General features: G+C 55.6%; 18 protein-coding genes. 15 read left to right on the top strand and 3 right to left on the bottom strand.

All coding sequences use genetic code 11. The annotated features are described in order from the left end of the window. Nucleotides 1–4: 4 nt before the first annotated feature. Nucleotides 5–1,408 (bottom strand): MBOAT family O-acyltransferase, encoded by a 1,404-nt coding sequence (locus tag ACWHRL_RS11510; protein WP_447893771.1) that lies wholly within the window; start codon nucleotides 1,406–1,408, stop codon nucleotides 5–7. A gap of 155 nt (nucleotides 1,409–1,563) precedes the next feature. Here ACWHRL_RS11510 and ACWHRL_RS11505 point away from each other — a divergent pair, with 155 nt between their 5' ends. The 14 genes from ACWHRL_RS11505 to ACWHRL_RS11440 all read left to right on the top strand — a co-directional run bounded on the left by ACWHRL_RS11505 (nucleotide 1,564) and on the right by ACWHRL_RS11440 (nucleotide 20,969). Next, complete coding sequence (locus tag ACWHRL_RS11505; RefSeq protein WP_447893770.1) at nucleotides 1,564–3,264, top strand: DUF6311 domain-containing protein; 1,701 nt, start codon at nucleotides 1,564–1,566, stop codon at nucleotides 3,262–3,264. Beyond that, a complete protein-coding gene (locus ACWHRL_RS11500) occupies nucleotides 3,261–4,292 on the top strand; it encodes a glycosyltransferase family 2 protein (RefSeq protein ID WP_447893769.1) in 1,032 nt (343 codons plus the stop codon). The genes ACWHRL_RS11505 and ACWHRL_RS11500 overlap by 4 nt, the downstream gene beginning before the upstream one ends. Next, a complete protein-coding gene (locus tag ACWHRL_RS11495; protein ID WP_447893768.1) occupies nucleotides 4,285–4,677 on the top strand; it encodes a GtrA family protein in 393 nt (130 codons plus the stop codon). Before ACWHRL_RS11500 ends, ACWHRL_RS11495 begins: the two co-directional genes overlap by 8 nt. A gap of 96 nt (nucleotides 4,678–4,773) precedes the next feature. Then, nucleotides 4,774–5,568: an ABC transporter permease gene (locus ACWHRL_RS11490; protein WP_447893767.1), complete on the top strand. Its 795-nt coding sequence runs from the start codon at nucleotides 4,774–4,776 to the stop codon at nucleotides 5,566–5,568. Then, the gene (locus tag ACWHRL_RS11485) at nucleotides 5,565–6,866 is read left to right on the top strand and encodes an ABC transporter ATP-binding protein (RefSeq protein WP_447893766.1); all 1,302 of its coding nucleotides are present in this window, start codon (nucleotides 5,565–5,567) and stop codon (nucleotides 6,864–6,866) included. The genes ACWHRL_RS11490 and ACWHRL_RS11485 overlap by 4 nt, the downstream gene beginning before the upstream one ends. Next, nucleotides 6,866–10,369 (top strand): glycosyltransferase, encoded by a 3,504-nt coding sequence (locus tag ACWHRL_RS11480; RefSeq protein ID WP_447893765.1) that lies wholly within the window; start codon nucleotides 6,866–6,868, stop codon nucleotides 10,367–10,369. Before ACWHRL_RS11485 ends, ACWHRL_RS11480 begins: the two co-directional genes overlap by 1 nt. 115 nt (nucleotides 10,370–10,484) lie before the next feature. Next, complete coding sequence (gene gmd / locus ACWHRL_RS11475) at nucleotides 10,485–11,516, top strand: GDP-mannose 4,6-dehydratase (RefSeq protein WP_447529255.1); 1,032 nt, start codon at nucleotides 10,485–10,487, stop codon at nucleotides 11,514–11,516. A 32-nt stretch (nucleotides 11,517–11,548) separates the two neighbouring features. Next, nucleotides 11,549–12,439: an NAD-dependent epimerase/dehydratase family protein gene (locus ACWHRL_RS11470; protein ID WP_447893764.1), complete on the top strand. Its 891-nt coding sequence runs from the start codon at nucleotides 11,549–11,551 to the stop codon at nucleotides 12,437–12,439. Between the two features lie 413 nt (nucleotides 12,440–12,852). Continuing rightward, a complete protein-coding gene (locus tag ACWHRL_RS11465; protein WP_447893763.1) occupies nucleotides 12,853–15,783 on the top strand; it encodes a DUF4214 domain-containing protein in 2,931 nt (976 codons plus the stop codon). A 148-nt stretch (nucleotides 15,784–15,931) separates the two neighbouring features. Next, a complete protein-coding gene (locus tag ACWHRL_RS11460) occupies nucleotides 15,932–16,735 on the top strand; it encodes a SapC family protein (protein ID WP_447893762.1) in 804 nt (267 codons plus the stop codon). A gap of 227 nt (nucleotides 16,736–16,962) precedes the next feature. Beyond that, entirely contained in the window at nucleotides 16,963–17,535 is a 573-nt protein-coding gene (locus ACWHRL_RS11455) for a hypothetical protein (protein WP_447529251.1), read from the top strand. Between the two features lie 74 nt (nucleotides 17,536–17,609). Beyond that, nucleotides 17,610–17,822, top strand: a complete 213-nt coding sequence (locus ACWHRL_RS11450) for a DUF6447 family protein (RefSeq protein ID WP_447529250.1) — start codon at nucleotides 17,610–17,612, stop codon at nucleotides 17,820–17,822. Nucleotides 17,823–18,095: 273 nt separating this feature from the next. Next, nucleotides 18,096–19,592 carry a M14 family zinc carboxypeptidase gene (locus tag ACWHRL_RS11445; protein ID WP_447529249.1) on the top strand — a complete coding sequence of 499 codons (1,497 nt, stop codon included), beginning with the start codon at nucleotides 18,096–18,098 and terminating at the stop codon, nucleotides 19,590–19,592. A 135-nt stretch (nucleotides 19,593–19,727) separates the two neighbouring features. Further along, entirely contained in the window at nucleotides 19,728–20,969 is a 1,242-nt protein-coding gene (locus tag ACWHRL_RS11440) for an O-antigen ligase family protein (protein ID WP_447529248.1), read from the top strand. Nucleotides 20,970–21,002: 33 nt separating this feature from the next. Here ACWHRL_RS11440 and ACWHRL_RS11435 read toward each other — a convergent pair whose 3' ends face one another. Together ACWHRL_RS11435 and ACWHRL_RS11430 are read right to left on the bottom strand one after the other, a co-directional pair. Next, nucleotides 21,003–21,593, bottom strand: coding sequence for a FlgO family outer membrane protein (locus tag ACWHRL_RS11435; RefSeq protein WP_447893761.1), 591 nt, complete (start codon nucleotides 21,591–21,593; stop codon nucleotides 21,003–21,005). A 4-nt stretch (nucleotides 21,594–21,597) separates the two neighbouring features. Further along, complete coding sequence (locus tag ACWHRL_RS11430) at nucleotides 21,598–22,332, bottom strand: hypothetical protein (RefSeq protein ID WP_447893760.1); 735 nt, start codon at nucleotides 22,330–22,332, stop codon at nucleotides 21,598–21,600. Between the two features lie 104 nt (nucleotides 22,333–22,436). Between ACWHRL_RS11430 and ACWHRL_RS11425 the strand changes: the two genes are divergently transcribed. Next, nucleotides 22,437–23,507: an OmpA family protein gene (locus tag ACWHRL_RS11425; RefSeq protein WP_447893759.1), complete on the top strand. Its 1,071-nt coding sequence runs from the start codon at nucleotides 22,437–22,439 to the stop codon at nucleotides 23,505–23,507. The last annotated feature ends 267 nt before the right edge of the window (nucleotides 23,508–23,774 follow it).

The following is a 23,774-nucleotide window of genomic DNA, read 5'->3' as shown; positions in this document are numbered from 1 at the left end:
GCGCTTAAAAGTTGAAATACAAAAAAGCCTGGCCGGGTAGATCGACCATGGCCTTGGCCACTATCACCAAAAGTACCCCCACAACACCTCCCTGCCATAAACCCCGCGATGGAAGCGCTAGCCACTGGGCCAGACGCATGCTGTTGGGCATCGTTAGGACGATGAACGAGCCGAACAGTAACAACGCCCCAGGGGATTGCCATGCCATGACACCTTCAGTCAAGGCGTGGCATATATCGCCAAGCGCTCCCCATTGCCAGTGGCCAAGGCCTGAGTACAACGCCCAGGTGTGCTCCAGACTGGTAGCCCGAAAGGGGACCCAGGCCAGCATGACCAGGGTCAATGTCAAAGGCCAACTGACGCCGCGTGGTAGCCGCACGGAGCTAAACCGTCGCCATACCACAAAGATGGCTAATAGCAGACCGTGTAGTCCCCCCCATAGTAAAAATTGCCATCCGGCTCCGTGCCAAAGCCCACCCAATAGCATGGTTGCCATTAGCGCTATTACATGGCGCGGCAGGCCATGACGGCTGCCGCCCAGCGGCACATAAAGGTAGTCGCGCAGAAACTGCGAGAGCGTAATGTGCCAGCGTCGCCAAAACGTTTGAATATCCACCGCGCGGTAGGGCGAGGCAAAGTTTTCGGGCAGCCTTATACCGAATAAGAGGGCCAGCCCTAGCGCCATATCCGCGTAGCCAGAGAAGTCAAAATAGAGCTGCAACCCGTAGGCCCAACCTGCCAGCAAGGTGTCTCCAGCGGCGATATTTTCGGGCGGGAGGGCAAAAAGTTGGTCCACGAAGGGCGCCAGGTTATCGGCAAGCAGCAGCTTCTTCGCAAGCCCGATGGCGAGCAGCACCAGCCCGCAGCGCACTAAAGCTGCTTCGGGGGGCCTTAGGCTTGCCAGCTGCGGCGCAAGGGTGCGGTAGTGGACGATAGGGCCAGCAATGAGCTGAGGAAAAAAGCTAACGAATACGCCATAGAGCGATAAAGGCCCGCGCGCGATTTTTCCCAGGCGGACATCTACCAAAAAAGCGATCTGTTGGAACGTAAAAAACGAAATGCCCAAAGGCAGTACCAAAGGGCTAAAAGCCTGGGGCGGCAGTTGAATCATTGAAAGCAGGAAAACCGAGTATTTGAACCAACCCAAAAGCCCAAGGTTGAACGTAACCCCTAGCCAGAGCCACCCCGGGTGCGGTTTGGCGACCCGCCCGGCGAGCCAATAGTTGATACCAATGCTCGCCAGTAACAGGGGCAGCAAGGTAATATCCCATGCCGCGTAAAAAACCAGCGAGGCGAGTCCAAGCCAGGCAAGTAGCAAGCGCGGTGTGGCCAAAAGCGTCAGCAGTAGAAAAATCAGCCAAACAATGGGCAAAAAAACCAGTAAAAACTGTGGAGTGCTAAAAACCATGCCTTTGCGCTCGAACGGTCGCGGGGGTAAATGCTAATGATAGTGCGGGCGTGAGCATACCATAATCGCGATCGCTTAAGACGCAACGGCAGAGTGAAACAGAGCCGTTCGCTGCTGGATAACCAGGACCTATTCACCGCTGATAAAGGGCGTACATGGACAGTCATCGCCGAACGACGCTGTTGCTGGTAGCACTACTGGCTACCTTGATGGGCAGCTATCTCTATAAGGGGATTCTCGACCCGACCCATACAGAGTGGCTTCTCGACGAAGGGGACCTGCTTCAGCACTTTTTAGGCTGGCATTACTTTCGCCATGAGGCTTGGGGATGGCCCATTGGCGCGCTGCATACTTTCGGCACCGAAGTGCGTACCAGCATCGTGTTTACCGACTCCTTACCCCTTGTAGCGATTCCTTTGAAACTTATACAGGCGTGGCTGCCCGACCCCTTTCAGTATCAGGGATTAGCGGCACTGTCGCACGTTGTACTTAACGGCGTCGCGGCTTGTCTGCTTTTAACCCGTATCAAGATGCCAATGATAGTGGCAGTCGCGCTGAGTCTTATGGTCGCCGTTATGCCTGCCGTGATTTTTCGCGGCCCAGGCGGTGCAGGGCACGAGTCGCTGATGGCGCACTGGGTGCTGTTATTGGCGATCTATCTGGTTCTTTTTCGCACGGATGTGAGCATCAGAGCCCTCGTGCACTGGGCGCTGCTTCTGACAGCGGCCGTACTCGTCCACTTTTACCTTTTTCTGCTGGCGGGTATGTGCTGGGCGCTTTGGTGGCTACTGGCAACATTGGAGCGCTACCGTGTTGCTTCAATAACCGCTGCGCCCCGCTGGTGGTGGGGGTGGCTGGCTTATACGCTTTTGCAGCCGCTCTCGGTTCTAGGGGTGATGTGGGCGGCTGGCTATCTGTATACCAGTGGGGCGTCGCCTGGATCGGATGGTTTCGGGTTTTATCTTGCCGAGTTCTTGGGTTTTTTTAACAGCTATAGCTATCTTCCGGGTTTCGAAAGCGCATCGCTTTTATCGTTAAACTGGCATCCTTCTATTGGCGGTCAGTATGAAGGAATGAGTTACGTTGGGTTGGGCATAATAGGACTCTGGGGGATGGCACTGCTGCTCTTCGTTGGCCGGCCGCAACGCATAACGGCGCGTTACCGCCGCAGAGCAGGGGCGCTTGCCTTACTAGCAGGTGGGCTTTTCATATTTGCTCTAAGCGATACGCTAGTGCTGGGCCGTCTATCGTTTGGGTTTCCTATTCCCTGGCCGGAGCCACTGCGTGGCCTGTTACGTGCCAGCGGGCGCATGGTCTGGGTGCTTATGTACCTTGCAACCTTCGCCGCGGTCTATGTACTGGCTCACCGGCTCAAGAAACGCCCGCTCATATTCGCAACGAGCATATTGTTGGCGGTTCAAGTCATTGATCTAAGCCGATGGCATCACCACTTTCACACCCAAAGCCAGCAGGCCGCTAGCTACCGCATGGTAGAGGATCCCCGCTTTAGCGGCTGGTCAACCCCGGAGCTTACATCGGCGCTGGCGGAGCATCAGGCGCTTGAACTCACTCACGCTAATGACATTGTGGCCATGCTGCCACTGGCTTGGCTGGCGGGTAAGTACCATATGTCGGTCAATGTGGCCTACGTGGCACGAATCACCGAGCCAACGATTAGTGCCGCCGTGGCGCCCACGCGCCAAGCACTGCTAGCGGGGCATCCGGCGCCGGATGTTGTCTACGCCATGGCTGATCCAGAAATGATCCAGCACGCCTGTACATTGCCCAACATGCAGTGTGTGGCCACGGCGCTTGCGACCTTTGCCTGGCAATCCCCCAATGAGGAGGCTCAATGAGCAATGCACCCTGGTGTCTAAGTATTATCGTACCGGTACTCGACGAGCAGGAGTCGCTGCAACCGTTTGTCGAGCGTATGCTCGAAGAGCTAAACCGGTGCGCACCAGTATTCGAAATTCTTTTCATCGACGATGGCTCGACGGATAACACCCTGGCGGACTTGAAGGCACTGAATGCGGGTGATGAACGCCTGCGCTACGTGTCGTTCAGCCGTAACTTCGGCAAAGAGGCCGCTTTGACGGCAGGGCTTGCCCACGCCAAAGGCGATGCCGTGATTCCCATGGATGTCGACCTACAAGACCCGCCGGAGTTGATTCCGGAATTTATTCGTTACTGGCGTGAAGAGAACTACGACATGGTGTACGGCGTTCGCGCTTCGCGCCCCGAGGACTCCAAGGCCAAGCGCACTACTGCCAAAGGCTTTTATAAGCTGTTTAACCGTATTACCCATTCGCCCATTCCAGGCAATGCGGGCGACTACCGACTGATGTCGAGGCGGGTGGTCGACGTGCTGTTGCAACTACCAGAGCGTAACCGATTCATGAAAGGCCTCTACGCTTGGGCGGGTTTCAAAACCATCGGTGTGCCGTATCAGCGCCCTGCCCGGCAGGCCGGAGAGAGCAAGTTCAGCTTCTGGAAGTTATGGAATTTTGCTCTGGATGGCCTGGTCGGTTTTAGCACCATTCCGCTGCGAGTATGGAGCTATATAGGGGCCTGCGTCGCTTTGGTCGCCTTTCTTTATATGGCCATTGTCATGCTGGATGTAGTGATTAGCGGCCGCGACGTGCCAGGCTACGCCTCGCTCATGAGCGTCGTACTGTTTTTCGGTGGGATGCAGCTTTTATCGATCGGTATTCTGGGCGAGTATATCGCACGGCTATTCATCGAAGTGAAAGGCCGTCCACTGTATGTCGTCGCCGATGCCTCAGCACCCGGCGGTACTGTGGCGGCGAGCCCGCATGCAAGCGAGGAGGAGTTGATCGAGACTTCATCTGGGGCCTCGAAAAATAGGGCCGGTAATGAGTAAAACACGCACCGAGTTGTGGCAGGCGCTACGTTTCATCGCTGTAGGCGCTACCGCCACTGTGACTCATATGCTGGTGGCAACGCTGCTTTATGCCGCCATGAACGGTCGCGCCATCGCCGTTATCAACTTCCTGGCTTGGCTTACCGCCTTTGGCGTCTCGTTTTGGGGCCATCAGCGGGTAACGTTCAAACGCTCGACCACGTTTGGGCGTTTTTTGCTGATGTCGCTTTCGGGCTTGGCCATTAACTATGCGCTGCTAGGTGCGCTGCTACTGACGCCGCTGCCGCCCTTGCTTGCGATGCTCTCAGCCATCGCGGTGGCCGCTATGAGCACTTATATATTGGCGAAGTACCATACCTTTGCTGAGGCTACCGAGCGCAAGTAGGGCCTTTTCCCTTTGGTAACGGTGGTGTGGGCTCACCGCTTGGCTTAACATGGCGCCCTGTTTGGACCCTATTCAGCACGGGAAAAAGGTAACGGAATGCTAACATCCCTTAAAGGGGCCTGGCGTTATCGCCAGTTCATCGCCACCTCCATACGCCACGAGCTGGTAACGCGTTTTGCCCGCAGCCGTATTGGCGGTGCCTGGATGATCATACATCCTCTCTCGATGGTACTGATCTATGCATTGGTACTGTCCGCGGTACTCTCGGCAAAGCTTCCCGGTATTGAAAGCCAGTATGCCTACGCCATTTACCTGACGGCCGGTATGCTAGGGTGGAGCCTTTTTAGCGAAATACTCAACCGCTGTCTCGGGGTCTTTATCGAGAACGCCAACTTAATGAAAAAGCTGGTGTTTCCAAAAATCGCTTTACCCGTGATCATTACCGGCTCCTGCCTAATCAACAACCTCGCGCTCTTTTTGGTGATCCTGGTCGTGTTTGCCTTGCTGGGCCACTTTACTCCAGCCACGCTGCCTTGGGTGCTCGTGCTTACCGGTATCACCGTTTTATTGGCGCTGGGGCTTGGCCTGATACTCGGGGTTTTGAACGTCTTCATTCGCGATATCGGCCAGCTTATGCCTATCGTGTTACAGTTTTTGTTCTGGTTTACCCCGGTCGTGTATCCCGCCGAAATCGTACCTGAATCGCTGCAATCTTTGATCGCCTTCAATCCGCTTTTCCACCTGATTGGCGCCTACCACGATGTACTGGCCTACGGTCAGCCGCCTTCTATTATGGTGCTCGCGGCACTAACGCTTCTGGGAGCAGGGCTGGTACTGGTCAGTGCGCTACTGTTTCGCAAGGCGAGCCCGGAAATGGTGGATGCGCTATGAATCACTCGACCAGAAACGTTTCAGCTACTAATACATCCGCCAGCGCGCAAGCGTTACTGGAAGTGCGCGATCTGGGTAAGGCCTATCGCCGCTACCGTAACGAGCTTACGCGCGTGGCCAGTTGGTTTACGTCCATCAAGCCTCAGGATGAGACCTGGATTCTGCGCGATATCAACTTCGATATCGCGCCGGGCGAGGCGGTCGGTATCGTCGGCCAAAACGGCGCGGGCAAGAGCACGCTGTTAAAGATGATCACTGGCACTTTACGGCCCACGGAAGGCTACATTCGAACCCACGGTCGAATAGCGGCGATACTGGAGCTTGGTATGGGCTTCAACGGCGAGCTAAGTGGGCGCCAGAATGTGCTGCACTCGGCGGGTCTGATGGGCTTTACCCATGCACAAATCAGCGCGGCGATGGACGATATCGAAGCCTTTGCTGAAATTGGCGACTACTTCGATAAACCCATGCGCGTTTACTCCAGCGGTATGCAGATGCGCGTCGCTTTTTCGGTAGCCACCGCGTTTCGTCCGGAAATTCTGATTGTCGATGAGGCGCTCTCGGTGGGCGATGCCTACTTCCAGCATAAAAGCTTTGATCGCATCCGCGAGTTCCAGCGTCAGGGCACTTCGCTTTTGATCGTTTCGCACGACAAGGCGGCCATACAAAGCCTTTGTGATCGCGCCATTTTGTTGGAGCAAGGCAAAGTGCTTCAGGATGGTCTGCCGCAAGACATCATGGATTACTACAACGCCCTGATTGCGCAAAAAGAGAACGCCAAGGTCGAGATCAAGCCTCTGGACAGCGGCCAGATTCAAACCCAGTCAGGCACTGGTGAGGCCAGTATCGCGCAGATCAGCCTGCACGCAGAAAAGGGCCAAGCGCTCGACGTAGTGGACGTAGGTCAGCCGGTAGAGCTCAGAGTGACGGTCGCCGTTCATGCCAACCTACCGGTGCTGGTGATTGGGTACAAGATAAAGGATCGGGTAGGCCAGGATGTGTTTGGAACGAACACCTGGCACACTCACCAAATAGAGCAGCAACTGATCGCCGGCGAGAAGCTGACCTATCGTATGCGCTTTAACGCTAACCTGGGGCCTGGCAGCTACTCCGTTTCGCTTTCACTTCACAGCAGTGATACCCATCTAACGCGCAATTACCAGTGGATAGACCACGCGCTGGTCTTCCAAATGGTGAATATGGAAAAAGACTTCTTTTTGGGCAGCAGTTGGATAATGCCCGTTATTGACTGTGAGCGAGAGGCCGTACCCCGTTCAGAATTCAACGAGTCGACGTAATGGATTTTTATACCCGTTTTACCAACCATTTTCGCGGTGAAAAGGACGCCATCAAGGAGCGCCTGAAGGTTTATGTGCCGCTGCTCGAGCCGATCATGGCACGTTATTCCGAGGCGACAGCAGTAGATCTGGGCTCCGGGCGTGGAGAGTGGCTCGAGTTAATGCGCGAAAATGGCTGGCCGGCCAAGGGGATCGATACCAACGAAAGCATGGCGAAAGCCTGCAATGAAAGCGGTCTCGAGGTTGAGGTTAGCGACGCCCTGGTCGCACTCAAGCAAACCGAAAGTGACACCCTGGCGGCCGTTACCGGGTTTCATATCGCCGAGCATATTCCGTTCGATAGCCTGGTGGAGCTGATCCAAGAGGCAAAACGCGCGCTGGTTCCCGGCGGCGTTTTGATTCTAGAGACGCCCAACCCGGAAAATTTGACCGTAGGGCTTTGGAGCTTTTACCTGGACCCGACCCACCTGCACCCGCTGCCGCCACCACTGCTACATTTCGTGGCCACCGATGCAGGCTATACCAAGGCTACTATCCTGCGTTTGAACGGCCCCAAACCGCCAAAGAGCGATGCAGCCGTTCGTGACTACCTGGACTGGGTCGTCTCGGCGTATCCGGACTACGCGCTGGTCGCCCATAAAGGCGCCGATGACGCCAGCGCCCCCTGGTTCGAATACCTGGATAAGCTGGCCGAGGCCCAGCAGGGCAGTCTCGAAACGCTGGCAGATAAAATCGAGCAACAGACCGATCAGTTGGTTGACGCTAATCATCAGCTCGTAATGGCAGAAGAAACGTTAGTGACTGCTGAGAATAAATGTCAAAAAGCTCTTCAAGAGCGTGACTACTATCAGCAAAAAGCCGAGCAGCTACTTCAAGAAGTCAATGGCATTTACAGTAGTCGCTCTTGGCGTATCACCAAGCCACTGCGTGGCGTCATGCACTTTCACCGCCATTCCTCCATTGCTCAAGGCAAGCTGCTACGTAAAATGGCGCAGATCCCTTGGTTAAAGCGTTTGGCACTGAAGATTTTAAACCGCTTCCCCGCGCTGAAGATGCGTGTATTGAAGCATATGGCCGCCAGCGACAGCCTCTTTAGCCGTAGAGGGCAGTTTAACGCCGAAGATTTCGCTAACCTCGACGCGGATGTCCAGGCGCGAGTGCGCTTGGAAAGTCTGGCGCTGCGCGACGCCCCCTTTGATACCCAGTCGGTGCAAGGTATACGCCTGGAAGGGCATATCAATGGCAGCTACAGCCTGGCCTCGGTCAACCGCCATCTATTGAGCCGCTTACAGCAAAGTGCTAGCCCGCCTGAGCTTTGGCTTGCGCCCCATGAAGGCTCGCCAGAGGCCCAGGTAAGCACAGCCCCCGGCGGCGTAGAGGAGGTCGCTCGACTAAACGCGCTGGTCGACCCCGCAGCCTGGCGAAACCTGGCCCCCGAACAGCGTGTGGCGCTTTATCATCGCTACCCACTTATCATACCGGAGCCGGCCCACGGCAAAGCCGTTGCGCTGTTCTTCTGGGAAGAGTCGTCGGTGCCGGCGGACATGGTCGACACGCTCAACCAGCACTACCAGGGGGTGATCGTTACCGCCTGGTTTGTCAAAAAAGTACTCATGGATAGTGGCTGCAGGCTTCCGATTCATGTGGTGGCTTTGCCGCTTGTGGCTAATCCGCACGCCTGCCAGGCCCGCGCGAGTGACCTTGTACGAGTCAGCCAGGGCCAGCCCGTTCATCTTTTGCACGTCTCCTCGGCGTTTCCGCGCAAGGGCGTCGATGTACTACTGCAGGCTTTCGAGCAATTAGCCCAGCAAGACGCCGATTTGATGTTGACGCTCAAGACCTTCCCGAACCCGCACAACCAAACCGACGCTTTGATCGAGGCGTATGTCAGCGAGCACCATCGCCGCCGGCTCACGGTCATCATGGAAGACTACTCCGCCGAACAGATGGCCGCGCTCTATCATCAAGCAGATATCGTGGTGCTACCGACACGAGGAGAGGGGCTCAACATGCCCGCCATAGAGGCCGGCGAGTTCTCGCGGGCGCTGGTGGTCACCGGTTACGGCGCCCACACCGATTTTGTCTCCTCTGCCGACGCCGGACGGGTGGATTACTGTTTCGATCACGCCCAGTCCCACTTTAATAGCGGCCAGGCGCTTTGGGTCGAACCCGGTGTCACCAGTACCGTCGAGCAAATCCAGCGCCAGGTCGAGGCGCTGCGCCAGGGCGGCGAGCGTGCTATGCAAACGGCGAGTGGGCTACACGATGCTATCCAGGCGCGTTTCTTTTCACCTTCTGCCGTGACATCGCTGCTGGCATCGCTTGCCCGGCTGCAAGCGCTGCCCGAGGCGCCGCTGCCCGCGCTTTCGATTAGCCTGTATTCCACTTGGGATGAGCCCTGTGGCATCGCGCAGTACAGCGACCATTTGCTGGAAGGCGTGCGCGCACTAGGCGAGCCGGTTGAAATCGAGGTGCACGCCGCAACTCGACCGCAGGTTGAGCGCACGGCATCACCCGGCGTTATCGGCGAGAGCTGGCAAAAAGGCGCCAGTCCCTCTTTGAGTAACGCCACCGGAAACGTTGTCTGGCTGCAGCATCATTTCGCGTTTTATGAGCTCGATCGTGCGCTTCAACAAGAGGTGAAGCAGTGTCGCCAGCAAGGCAAACGGGTATATATCACGCTTCACACGACCCGACCGGTAGTGGATTTCGATAGCGCACGCCGCCGCATGGTGGCATGCACGCTGGCCGAGTTCGATCGCGTTTTCGTGCATACGCTGGACGACCTTAACTACTTAAAGCGCATTGGCCTCACTGACAACGTGACTCAGATGCATCAGGGCGTTGTCAGCGACGATGCCGTTCAACCGCCGATCGCTCAGGCCCAAGAGACTGCGCCGATCATCGGGTGCTTCGGTTTTCTGCTTCCCCATAAAGGCGTCAATACGCTCATCGAAGCCTTCGCCGTGCTGCGCAAGCAGCACGCGCTTTTTGAGGCGGCAACGCTTAGACTCGTCACCTCGGTGCGGGACGAGTCGAGCTCTCAGGAGGAGTTGACACGCTGCCAGCGCACCGCCGAGCGGTTAGGGGTAGCAGCCAATATCGAGTGGTACACCGACTTCCTGGCACTCGAAGAGGCGCAGCAGCGTCTCGCGGAGTGCAGTGTCGTAGTACTGCCTTATCAGTACACTCAGGAATCCAGTAGCGCTGCGGTACGCACCGCCGTCGCCGCCTGTCCTACCGTACTGACGACGCCCGCGCCTATTTTTGACGAGGTAGCCGATGTGGTGTGGCAAAGCGAGGGGTTCGAGCGCGATGATATCGCCGAAGCGATTACGCAGGTATTGAACGCACCCGCAGAGCAGCGCGGCGAATACCATAAAGCCCGCGAGCAATGGCTATTTGAGCGGCGCTGGTCTACCCTGGCCCGCCGCTACTATGGCCTTTTCAGTGCCGCACTGGTCGATCAAAAGCTTCATGTTATGGCGAAAAACGGCGATTGATACCGAGTGGTGGCTCACCCATATAGCCTTGCCCCGAGTGAGGCATTAATAGTTGTGAAAGGGCGCAATGACCTTGCGCCCATTTATTAATTTTTCGAAGAGAAGGAACTGCGTCATGAATGCGATCGTGACAGGGATAACAGGTCAGGACGGCGCTTATCTAGCCGAGCTACTGCTTGAAAAGGGCTATACCGTATTCGGCACCTACCGCCGCACCAGCTCGGTCAACTTTTGGCGTATCGAAGAACTCGGTATTCAGGACCATCCCAATTTACACCTGGTCGAGTATGATTTGACCGACCTGTCGTCGAGCATCCGCCTGATGCAACAGTGCAAGCCGCGGGAGGTGTATAACCTGGCCGCCCAAAGCTTTGTAGGTGTCTCCTTTGACCAGCCGGTGACCACCGCTGAAATCACCGGTATCGGCGCCGTTAACTTGCTGGAAGCCATTCGTATCGTGGATAGCTCTATCCGCTTCTATCAGGCATCCACCTCCGAAATGTTCGGTAAGGTACAAGAAGTGCCGCAAACCGAGCAAACGCCGTTCTACCCCCGCAGCCCCTACGGTGTTGCCAAGCTCTACGCGCATTGGATGACCATCAACTACCGTGAATCTTACGATCTGTTCGCGACCAGCGGTATCTTGTTCAACCACGAATCGCCGCTGCGTGGTCGCGAATTCGTCACTCGCAAAATCACCGACGGCGTTGCACGCATCAAGCTTGGCAAGCAAACCCGTTTGGAACTTGGCAATCTGGATGCCAAGCGCGACTGGGGGTATGCAAAAGAGTACGTAGAGGGCATGTGGCGGATGCTCCAGGCCGACACGCCGGATACCTATGTGCTGGCCACCAACCGCACCGAAACGGTACGCGATTTCGTGACGTTGGCTTTCAAGGCCGTAGATATCGAGCTTCGCTGGGAAGGCGAGGGCGAAAACGAGTTTGCGGTAGATACCACCACCGGTAACAAGGTGGTAGTGATCAACCCGCGTTTCTACCGTCCGGCAGAGGTCGAACTGTTGATTGGCGACCCTGAAAAAGCAAATCAGCAACTGGGCTGGGCCCCCTCGACCAGCCTTGAAAAGCTTTGCAAGATGATGGTCGAGGCAGACCTGGTGCGTGTCGAGAAAGGCACCGGCGCCTAATAGCGCAACGTTTTTTTAGCCAAGGAGCCACCATGAAAACATGCCTGGTCACCGGGGGTAGCGGCTTTACCGGCCGCTACCTTATAGGCCATTTGAAGCGCCAGGGCCACCGCGTGGTGGCCCTGGCGAGCCAGCCCTGCGGAGCGGATGAAACGCACCACGTCGACCTCAATGATGAGGCCAGCCTGGCTGGCATTATCCGGCAGGTGGCACCAGAAGAGGTATACCATCTTGCGGCGCTCTCCTTTGTGGGCCATCCGACGCCGCTCGACTTCTACCGAGTCAACGTACTGGGCGCCGAAGCTTTGCTTAAGTCTCTTTGCAAGCTAGCATTGCCACCGCGGGTGCTAATTGCCAGTAGCGCCAACGTTTACGGGGCAAACGCCCAAGCGGTCATTGATGAAAGTGTGACGCCGCTCCCCGTTAACCATTACGCTCATTCCAAGCTGGCCATGGAGCACATGGCGAAAACATACGCTCAGCGATTACCGCTGATCATAGCGCGCCCCTTTAATTATACTGGCAGCGGTCAAGCTCCCCATTTTTTAGTGCCAAAAATAGTTGATCATATCAAGCGTCGCGAAAGAGTGATTGAGCTTGGCAATATTCATGTGAGTCGTGATTTCAGCGATGTGCGGGATATTTGCAAGGTTTACAAGCGCTTGTTATACCAATGGCCTTCCGATGCCCATAGCGGCGATATTATCAATATCGGTTCCGGCCGTTCGGTTTCGCTCAACGACTTGATCGAAGAGCTGCAATCCATCTCTGGTCACGAAATAGAAGTAACGGTCAATCCGGATTTTGTACGGTCGAACGAAATTCCCGAGCTGAAAGCCTGTACGCAACGCCTGGATCGGTGGGCGCCCGAATTAGACCGGTTTTCACTTCAGCAGACCCTTGAATGGATGCTTTCAAACTAATACACCATTTGTAGCAAAACACTGTTTTTTATTGGCAAATGACATGATATATGGCAAGCTGAATTTAGCTTGAATGACTAATAGTTTCAGTCTATTGGTGTTTGTTCCAACAAAACAGGGAACTACCAAAGCCTTGGCTTCAAAACGAGGAGCAAACAGAACGTTTGCTTGGCTGATGCTATTGACTTACCTTAGGGTCTACGAGTAAAACATAGCGGTCATATATACACGTGCGGGTGTAGAGAGATACACTAAGTTCGTTCAGATCTTGAGCCCGGGCGCAAGGAATGAGTATTGGAATTGGTGCCATCACCAAGCTGATCTCAGGAGCGAGGCCTCGCTCACTGCCGCCATCGCCAACAGGCATTGTGGCGGCTAATGTCGATTCGACGTCTAAATAAGGAGTTACATCAATGGCTTTGTCAGTCACTGAAATTCAGCAGCTTTATACGGCCTACCTGGGTCGTTCAGTCGATCAGGATGGTCTTGACTACTGGCAGGAACAGGACGTTAGCGAATTCGAACTGCGCGCTAACCTGGCCAACGACAATCAGGCCGAGTACGTTGAAATGTACGGCGATCGCTCTCGCGCCGAACTGGTAGAAGCTATCTACCAGAACATGTTCGGCCGCGACGCTGACGACGACGGTCTGGATTACTGGGTAAACGGTGACGGCGCATCCGTACCGGCCAGCGAGCTTCAGCAACTGTTCATTTCAGCAGCTTCTGAAGAAGACCGCGCCGAATTCGACGCACGCGTAAGCGACGACTTGGGTGGTATCAATCCGGTGCCGCAGCCCGAGCAAACCGATACCATCGACGTTACCTTCAATACCAGCACCGTTGGTAACTCTGAAGAGATCTTCGGTACTTTCGAAACCACTACCGATGGTGAGCTGGTTCAGATTGCACTGCCTTCCTTGGCTGTTCGTAATCAGCAGCAAACCGTTACTTCTATCGGCAAAGCCGAGTGGGACGAAGCCGGTCAGGTCGTAACGACTTCTGCCGATTACACTTTCAACATGTCCAACCAGTTGGGCGCTGAGAAAGAGTACGCTGGTCTGTTCCTGAGCCCGCTGCTGACTTCCGAGTCGCGTAGCGCTGACTCTCAGCTGTTCATCGAGCTGCTCGATATTCGTGCTGCAGGCACCGACGAGCCGCTGGGCAACCTGCCCATCGACGGTATCCGCTTCCAGGTTGACGGCGAAGCGACCGTACTGCGCTCCGACGGCATTTTCGAAGCCAAAACCTACCCGGAACTGCTTTCTGCCATCCGCGATGCGATCGCTGGCGATAGCGATCTGGCCGGTTTTACCGCTGAAATCGGTTCAAGCTTCACCGCAACCGACGGTGGTCAACCGATCCCGGGCGCGGTAGGTAACACCATTATCCTGACCGACTCTCAGGGCCGTGAAATCTCCAACGGTTCGTTCACCTACAGCGACCAGGAAACTGGCGGTTTCACTCTGTACGGTGATCTGTCTACCGAAGCGCCGGAATCCGTCCGTGACCTGATCTCCACTAACCTTGATCTGGACAACGTTGGTTACGGTTCTCAGGGTGGTTCTATCAACCTGGCCGGTGAGTCCAACACCGATAAAGGTATCGAAGAGTTCAATGTCGACGCGCAAAACGGCGTATGGCTGACTCGCCTCGAGTCTCAGTCTCCATCTGGTAACCAGGCGCTGAAAGAGATCAACCTGAACGGTAACGGCTATTTCCGCGTAGGCCAGCAAAGCGACCAGAATGTATTCAACATTCCGCAGCTGATGGTACAGGCTGCTGCACTTGCTGCCTCTACAGAAGTAACGCTGGCAGAAGCTCTTGAGAGCACCACTGGTCTGGTTGACGTTGAAAAAGTCAATGGACAGGACTTCGACGGTGAAGTGAAGCTGAATGCTTACATCACTGACGACGTCATTGGTCGTGACATGAATCTGCAGGACGATCAAAACGATCCAGCTGCTGATAACGTCAACTACACCTACCAGACTGCTGGTGGTGACGACCAGATCTCTCTGATCCTGGAAGAAGGCGTTCTTCAGCGTGAAGATGCACTTCTTAACATCAACGCTGGTAATGGCAACAACGTTGTTGAAACCATGATCGTTGATGATAACGGCATGGCGGTTGAAAGCGTTAACCAGCAGCTGAACCAGGACTTTGGCGCTGAGCAGGTTACTATCGTAACCGGTAACGGCGACGACGTTGTTCGTACCTGGGGTGCAGGCGACGCAACTATCAGCACTGGCGCTGGTAACGACGTCATCTACGCAGACAACTCCGGTCTGCTGCAAGAAGACGGCGCAACGCGTTGGGAGTTCAACTCCACTGCTTCTGGCGATGACCCCACCGGCGTCTCCAACAGCAACGCTGGTCTGTCTGCTGGTGCCAATGGTACCGAGCAAGTATTCGACGCGTTCAAACTGCAAGTACGGGTTGATTTCAAAGGCTTTGATTCTTCCTGGGTTAACGTAGCGCACAATGGTTCTACAACCACTTCGCTGCAGATCAATCAGGCTATCAAGGACGCGGTCAACAACGACGCGGTTCTTCAGCACCTGATCGCTGCCAACGATGGTAACGGTAACATTCTTGATATCGTTTCTTTGATCGACGGCGAAAACCTGGGCGATCTGACCATCGACTTCCGTGGTCCGCTTGAATCCGGCGCATCCAACAACGGTGGCCGTCCGCAGCTTGCCGCTGATGAGTCTGGTGCAACTGATGACCTGGATTCCATTCAGGATATCTACACCACTGACGGCGTAGACGGCGACGACGACGATAGCGTTGTAGGCGAAGTAGACGGTATCTCCAGCAGCGTTGAAAGCGACAACACCATCAATGCCGGTAGCGGCAATGATGTCATCGTTCTGGGTACTGGCGAAGACAGCAACGATACTATCGTGCTCGAAGATACCTTCGGCCGTAACAGCATCGTTAACTTCGTCTCTGGTAGCGATTCAGACGACGACGATAACTTCGACCAAGGCTACGACATCCTTGACTTCACCAGCTACCTCGGCGGTTCTGCTGACTTTGGTGGTGATCTGGGTAGCAACCGTAGCGTTGCCGTCACCGACAGCTTCAACTACGACAGCGGCGTTTCCTGGGGCTCGCTGACCGCTAGCGATGTTGCTAGCAACAGCGCTTACGAGGACCTGGGTGAAGGTAATAGCTTCGACAGCATCCTGATGGTTGAAGCAACCGGCAGCGGCGCTGGCCAGTACAAGGCGTTCCACCTGAACTCCTCCTCAAACAGCGATGATCTAAACGTAGAGCTGTTGGGCGTGCTGGACTTCGGTGCTACACAAGAATTTGACGCAGCTAACTTTGCATAACACTTAGCCGCTAAAAAGACTTGTAAGCCCCCAGCTTCGGCTGGGGGTTTTTTATTTGTAGCCACTATTTATGAACACACCGGTTATTGATCTGTCTGAATATTCGCGTGTAGTGAATTTCTGTATAACGAGACAATCATGAGGTTGTATGTCTAATTTTGTACCGCTCTCCTTAAATGGCTTCCAGGGTAAACGCTGGTTAAATACGCCTGATTTTAATTTTGTCTCTAATCAGCGTGCGATTGCGCTCGTAGCACAAGAGCTTCCTCATGCATTAGCGACCATGCCTTTAGGGTTTCGTAAGCTGGAAGATGGGCGCCACGAGCTGGTTGCTATCTGCTCACTGGCCAATCAGCAGAATTTGTTCGTTCATCTCGATGGCCGCTGGTTGGCTGGATATAAACCCGCACTTTTGCGCTCATATCCGTTTTTGACAAAGTACGATAGTGAGCAAAATCGACACGTACTTTGTATTGATGAAGATAGCGGTTTAATAATCGATGAATCTAGCCAGCAGGGAAATCCCTTTTTTGATGACTCGGGCCAGCTCGGTGAACAGCTCAATAGAGTAAAGGAGTTTTTGACCAAGTGGCAAAAGCAAAGAGAGGTAACCCAGAAGGCAGTCGACATGCTTTCCAGTTTAGGGTTGATAGTGCCATGGAAACTGGAAATAAAGCAGGAAAGCGGTGAAACCCTATCCGGGTTGAACGGCTTTTTTAGAGTCGATGAAGCGGCATTGAATGCGCTGCCTAGTCAAAAAATAGAAGCTTTAAGGCAAGTGAACGCGCTACCCGTTGCCTATGCTCAGCTTTTCTCTCAGCATAGAATTACCGTTCTTACTCGCCTTAACAGCATGCATTCGAAAAATGCTGAGACGCAATTTAATGAAAACGACATAGACTCGCTTTTCAACGATGGCGATGAAGATATTGGTTTCGATTTCGATAGCTGAAAAATTGCCAACCAGGGTGTCCACTCATGCACACACGAGTAGACATAACCCTGCGCATCTTTTAGTGCTGGCCATTCAAGGCCACCGCTATAAGTTAAGTATGGTAAAAAGCTTTCGGCTGTAGGTCGCCTTGCTTATGCAATAGTGTTGAGTCGAAATTCTTTTATCCTTTGTTAGTAATTAAGTAGAATGGCGCGCCTATTTGCAGGCGACAAGAGCGGAACTGGATGTCGGAATTACCCAAAAGCATCGTCATTGAAGGGCGTCGATACCCGACCTGGGCACTAAGCCTGCGTGCGCGTGAAAACTTTATACGCCTTCACCAGGTCGATGAGCACATCGCAACCCTGCAGGAGCGGCTTGCATTTTATACCTCTGCGAAAGCGAACTGCCTGGCTTGCTTGAAAAGCGCGTTGCCATCGAAAATTAACTACTACTGGCATAATGTACCGCTCGAATGGGCGCGTGCTCACTGGCGGCTCGAAGACCGAAGGTTCAACCTGCGCGAGCTGAGCATGACGGGTCATTACCGCGCCAACGACCGCGTACTGGTTTATGTGAAAGGCCATGGGGTCGTAGGGTGGGGGGAGGTGCAGCTTGATACGCACTCGACCCAGCGTCAATTGGCGTGGGGTTTTAGGGTTAAAGAGCTAAAACATGCGTTGCCCGCCAAGCGGCTTAAAGAGTTCGCAGTACGTCATCCCAATCGCGCCTCACAGGCTCTGCCCGATGGCGCGAAGACCGAAGAGCTCGTGGCGGCGTTGGAGACATATCCGGCAGCCGCGAATGTCGCGCTTTGAATAATGAACTTCGACATTCCTTGCTGTAGCTGTAATAATCCGCGCTTGGTTCAATGCTTGATAAGGAGTATTTTGTGGCTGAAGAAAAAGATCAAAAAGTAACCATCGATGGTCAAGAGTATAATATGGCTGATCTGTCTGAAAACGCGCGCAATCAGCTGGTTAACCTGCGCGTAACGGACCAGGAGGTCCAGCGTTTGAATCAGCAGTTGGCGATTGCACAGACAGCGCGTACAGCCTACGCCAACGCTTTGAAAGCAGAGCTTCCCGAGAAAAAAACGCACTAAGCGTTTCTCGACCGTTTTACCAAAAGCGCGGGCCATGGGCTCGCGCTTTTTTTATACGTGCCACCAGACACGGACGAAGCCGAAACATCGACCGGTAAAGAGCTTGCCCCGGATTCATTGACTTTTTAACGATAGCTGAGATATAGCTAGATAAGTGTCGGCCCGCCAACCCAAACATGATGTCAAATAATAACGTGTTCTTCACAACAAACACGAAAGGGAGGGGTTGGAACGGGCAGGCGACAGGGAGCGTTATCAGGGCAGGAGTTACCTATGCTAACGCCAACGCAGCAAGTGCAGTCGTACTATCTAGCGATGTTTGGTCGTGCCGCCGATCCAGCAGGTTTGAATTACTGGTCCAGCGAGCTCGACGCTCAAACCCTGGGGCTTGAAGGGGTTTTACAGCAAATGGTGTTATCCAGTGAGTTTGCGACCCAGCGCGAAACGCTTGCTCAGCTCGATAACAGCGGGTGGGTCAACGAGGCTTACCAACGTCTTTTTGCCCGCGAAGCGGAAGCCGAGGCGGTCACCTACTGGTCCGAGCAGGCACGCGCCGGTAATTCGCCCGAGACGCTTCTTGCAGCCATGTTGAACGCAGCCGAAGATACCGATGCGGAAGCGCTCAAGGCCTACGCGTCGATTGCAGAATTTTACTCCGCGAATGTTTCGGATGAAGATTACGACGCTGCAAAAGTACTCGTGCAGGATGGGTTTCGTTCCAACGAGCAGCTTTACCAGGATCTTGAAAGTCTGAATGAGACCTACGATACCTTGAGCCTGGTTCGGGCCGGCGAATCCCTGGAAGGCCGGCCACTCTACAGCGCTACAGTGGGGGACGGCCCGCGTAAACTAATGATCGTCACCCAGCAGCACGGTGACGAGCCGGTCGGCACCGAGGCCGCTATGCATCTGCTCGAATGGATAAGCGGCGATAGCGAGGCCGCTCAGTCACTGCGTGAGCAGGTAACGCTGACCGTCATGCCACGTGTCAATCCCGACGGCTTCGAGCGCTGGGAGCAACTAGTAGCCGGTGAAAGCGACCCGGAAACGACGTTGGACCCACGCCGCAACGCCGCCGATATCGACCTTAACCGTACCTGGGATTCGACGGAGGATCTCGACCCCGCCTTGATGCCGGAAACCCTGGCGGTGCGCGCGGTGCTGGACGCTTTTCAACCAGAGCTATTGCTCGACTACCACAACCAAAACAACTATCTCAACGAGGCAGGGGAGCTTGAGACGATGTCGGCGCTTTGGCCGACAAACGAAAATGTCGACCCTGCGTTGACGGCGACTTCCCAGCAGGCTGCCATCGCGCTTTCTCAAGGCTTGGAGCTATTCGATTACGGCTATTTGTCGCTGTTTCCGGGCGGGGATGATGCTTCGATAGGTCGCAATGGCATCGCCCTCGACGGTACGTCGGCGTTACTCATCGAGCAGCGCGGTCTGGAAGAGTTCGAGCTGAAATCCCTGGAAGGGCTGGAGCTTGATTTCGACGCGGTGGCAAGCGCACTGACCCTGGAAGGCATTCTCAGCATGATAGGTGTTATGAGTGCACTCGGTGAGGACGGCTTTGCCAGTATCGACCCTGCACTCGCGTTACTCTTGCCCGAGCGGGGCGAGCGCACGCCTTTCGAGGAGCTTTACGCCGAGGAGAGCAGTAACGAAACGGAGGCTGCCCTACAAGCGAGTCAGAGCCCGGAGGATGTCCTCGAGATTGCCACGGCAGGTGTCGCGGCACCAATAGAGCCCGAGTTTCAATTAGCCTGATAAACGCGTTACCTTTTGTATCCGGCCTCCGCCCAATGGCGGGGGCTTTTTTATGCTGGTCTTCAAACACTCGTGGATAAGCTTGAAATCAGGTGTGCTACTATCACCGGCTTTGCTTTGTGCTGGAAGGGCTGGATGGGCGATATTCGATCTTTATCTTTAATGGTCACGGTCACGGTGTTTTTAATGGGCGTGCTTACCCTGGTGTCACCATCGGGTTACTCGCTTGGCCCTGGGGTGCTGCTGTTGTTAAGCGCAAGCCTGCTCTTCAACGGCTCTCGGATCGAACTTTCCCACCGTGATAACGCCGTGATCGCCGCGCTTTTAGCCTATGGTTTGGTGGTGGGGGGTATGTCCGCACTCGAGCTGGGTGCGCCCGGCTTTGACCGCCCCTTGCGCTTTTTGTTAGCGGTACCCGTGCTGCTGCTATTGCTGCGCAGCCCACCTGGCCGTACCGCGCTCTGGGTGGGGTTGGCACTGGGCGCGATAGGGGCCGGCAGTTGGGCCATTTGGCAAAAGCTCGTTGAAAACGTCGACCGGGCTGGCGGGTTTTTGCATGTTATCCAGTTTGGCAATCTGAGCATGCTCATGGGTATGCTGTGCCTGGCCGGGCTTGGCTGGGCGGCGGTACAACGCAAGCGCCCCTTTTGGGTGGCGCTACTGCTGGCAGGCGCACTTCTGGGCATGTTGGGGTCGCTGCTTTCGGGTAGCCGCGGCGGGTGGATTGGCCTGCCCTTTATTGGCTTTGTACTTTATCGGGGCTATGGGCGCGCAGCGGCGCGCCGTTGGAAACTGGCTGCACTTGGCGGTGCCGCCTTGTTAGCGCTGGCCATGTACGCTATCCCACAAACCGGCGTACAAAACCGCGTACAGGCCGGTATTAACGATGTGGCGCAGTACATCTCCGGCGGCGAGCGTGATACCTCTTTAGGTTTGCGCTTTGAGATGTGGCGCGGCGCCAGCATGCTCATTGCCGAGCGGCCACTGTTTGGCTGGGGGGAGAAGGGGTACGTCGAGGCGATGGCGGCATTGGGCGAGCGCGGCGTGATTACGATGGGGGCCAGCGCGTTCGATCACGCCCATAACGACTTTATCGACGCCGCCGCCAAACGCGGGGCGGTGGGACTTTTGGTTCTGCTGGCGCTTTACATCATTCCGCTTAAAATGTTCGCCTCCGGGCTCAACCATCCGAATTTAGAGGTACGCTCGCTGGCCGTGGCCGGCACGCTGCTGCCGGTAGCGTATATCGATTTCGGCCTTTCCCAAACATTTTTAGCGCACAACAGCGGCGCCATGTTTTACGCTTTTTGGCTAGCGCTTTGGTGGGGGAGTTTTAGCGCTTACCAAAAGCGTGCCGCCCGTCAAGCACGGCCGTAAGCGCAAGGTGCGCTAATGGCCGTGCCATTAGCGTTACCAGCCGCCTTGACCCTCGAGCAGGCTGAGCACGTTGTTGTTGATCGGCAGTTTGAAATCGGCGCTGCCCAGTACCATGGCGTCGCCTGCCCGCACCACACGGGTACTCACGTAGATAAAATCCTGCCCTTGGGCGTAGGTGCCCATCAAGATCGAGCGCGCGTTGTTCTGCGCGCTTAGCCGCTGAACCTGGCGGGAAAGAATCAGCTCGCCGACGCTCTCTTCGATGAACATGCTGTCGCGCATTTTGACTTCGCGCACCTGCATACCCTGCTGGGCAAGGGCCGAGGCCATGATTTCCGAGCTGATCCGCCCAAAGGTCGACGACTGAGTCAGATTATCGATGCTGACGAAAGTAGCCGCGATCATCGGGCTATACCGGGTCAAGTCCGGATTGTTGGCGATCATGGTCATCGCGGCCTCGTGGGCCAGGTCGGACAGATCCGGTGGCGGCGGGGGCGGGTTGGCATGTCGCTGGTTGATGCCCGCGCAGCCGCTCAGTAACAGCACGCTCAGGACAAAAAGCGCCCGGCGCCAAGGGGGACGGCGCGTAATGAAGGCAAACGGTGAAGAAATCATTGCGTGCATGGCCTTACCAGGTGTTGGTGAGTGGGATAGAGGGCTCGACAGGGGTATGGTATACCCGGCGCGGCGCGTATTGGTGGCGATCACCCTTATTGATGTAGTAGATATTCGAAGAGGAGTACAGGATGCGCTCGCCATCGACGATCTGCGTCGTGACAATGATCTCTTCGTTGCCGGTGTGCGTCCAGCTGCCGCTGGTGATATCCGCCGCGACCCCCGCCGGAATCAGCCCCAGCGCCGGTTCGCTCCAACGGTTGATCGGAATCGTAGCCACGGCGATGCCCGCCGTTAGTGCGGTGAACGCGCCGACCGGCGGGCGGATAAAGCCGCGATCGCGATGCTCGACGACCTCGACATCAATAACGACCTCAGCGCTATTATCGGTGGGGTTCATCGTCACGTTGGCGCCTCGGGTGACCAGCTCGCTGGTCAAAAAGGTGCGGAAACCGCGGCCAAACTCGCCACCGCTGTAAGCTACATAGCCGTCCGGCTCCGGGTTTTGAATGTGTAGGTCGCGAAACCGTACGCGCTCGCGCTGAAGGATCTGGCCCGCTTCATGGCGTGCGAGTATTTCCCAATGGTGAGCGGCCTGCATGCGCTGTTGCTCGGAATAGGGATAGGTCGTCGCAATCGGCGCTTGCGAGGTATTGGCGTAAAAGCAGCCGCTCAGGGTAAGACTCAACAGTCCCACGCCAAGCGCGCCTCCCAAACGCGTTGTTCCAGCTAAAAGGCGGGTATACACCGGCTAGTTCCTTCTCTTCACAAAAGGTGTTTTTGATAGACTTGTCGACCACGTCTATATTCCATCGGCCAACGGGTAGAAAACTTGAATGAGTAGAGACACCTATGCTTGAAGACCACCGCGGAGGTCCGCGCCATGACTCGTTGCTGTCCGCGTACCCGTCGGACGATGGCAACAGCGGCTGGATGATCAGCTATATCGACATCATGACGCTGCTCGTCGCGCTTTTTGTGATCATTATCGCCGCAGCGAATGTAAGCCCTGGCTGGTCAAACGACGATCCGCTGGATTTATCGACCAGCGACGCGCCGGACACTCAGCAGCCCGAGCTTCGCGTGCCATTGCCGGAAACGCTAGAGCGTACCCCCGCCCCGGCGGCGAGGGGGCTAAGTCCCGCCGCCATTAGCGCCTCGCTTGGCGTGGTGGGGCCGTTACCTCGCAGGCCTATAGCGTCGCCGGCGGAAGTGCCGGTAGAAGCCCTTACACCCCCTGCGCTTTTGGCCCGCCAAGCGCCTGGCGCTCAAGTCGATGCGCTGGATATTGACGAGCCTGCGCCGGTTTTTGAGTGGCTGCTTCCCACGCCGCTCTTTACCGCCCAGGCCACGGCACGCCAGGGCAACGATACGCGTCTAACGGGCAACTCGGCCCTGGCCGACTACATGGTGATTCTAACCGATCAGCCACCGGTAAACGCGATTGCCTTGAGCGAAGAGGCCATCGAAGGAGCGGTGAGCGCCGCCGAAGGCTTAAACGAGCGCGTCGCCGACTCGCTTTATCTGCCAAGTTTAGAGGGGGTCGAAGTAGCGCGTGTCGCCGAAGGGATTAGCCTGCGCGTGCAGGATCAGCTGCTGTTTCCCTCGGCCACCTCGGATCTCACCGAAAGCGGCGCTTCTCTGGTGGATAGCCTACTGGCGACCATTCAGCGTTTTGATGGCGAGGTATGGGTCGAGGGCCACTCGGATAGCCAATCGATCAATACGCCGGAGTTTTCCTCCAACTGGGCGCTTTCCAGCGCCAGGGCCATCGCCATTGTCGAAGCGCTTGAGGCAGCCGGCGTAGAGGCCTCGCGGTTGCGAGCGGTGGGGCTCGCTGCGACGCGCCCGCTCGAGGACAACACTACGGCGGATGGACGCGCGAGAAACCGCCGGGTCGAGGTCGTCATCCACGTGGAGTAATTTACCGGCAAAAAAAGACCCGCCGGGGGAGGGCGGGTCACTAAGGGCTTGGCTCGGTGTATTCTGCTGGCGTCAGGTGAGGGGTGTACAAGGCCGCCAGCAGGTACAATTCGAGTATAGACATTTTGGCGTTTCTGCCAAGCATTTTTGAAAGTTTTTTTATACTTTGTTAAAGCCTTGTTCAAGTTTCCCTGTTTTTCAGTGATAACCCACAGGCAAAGAGTCAGAATGCAGGGTTTAATTTGCATCAATGTGGTGCAAAGTGTC

Source organism: Vreelandella sp. GE22, from assembly GCF_968212445.1.
The sequence above is the reverse complement of the archived record's forward strand: the minus strand, read 5'-3'. Positions and strand labels throughout refer to the sequence as shown.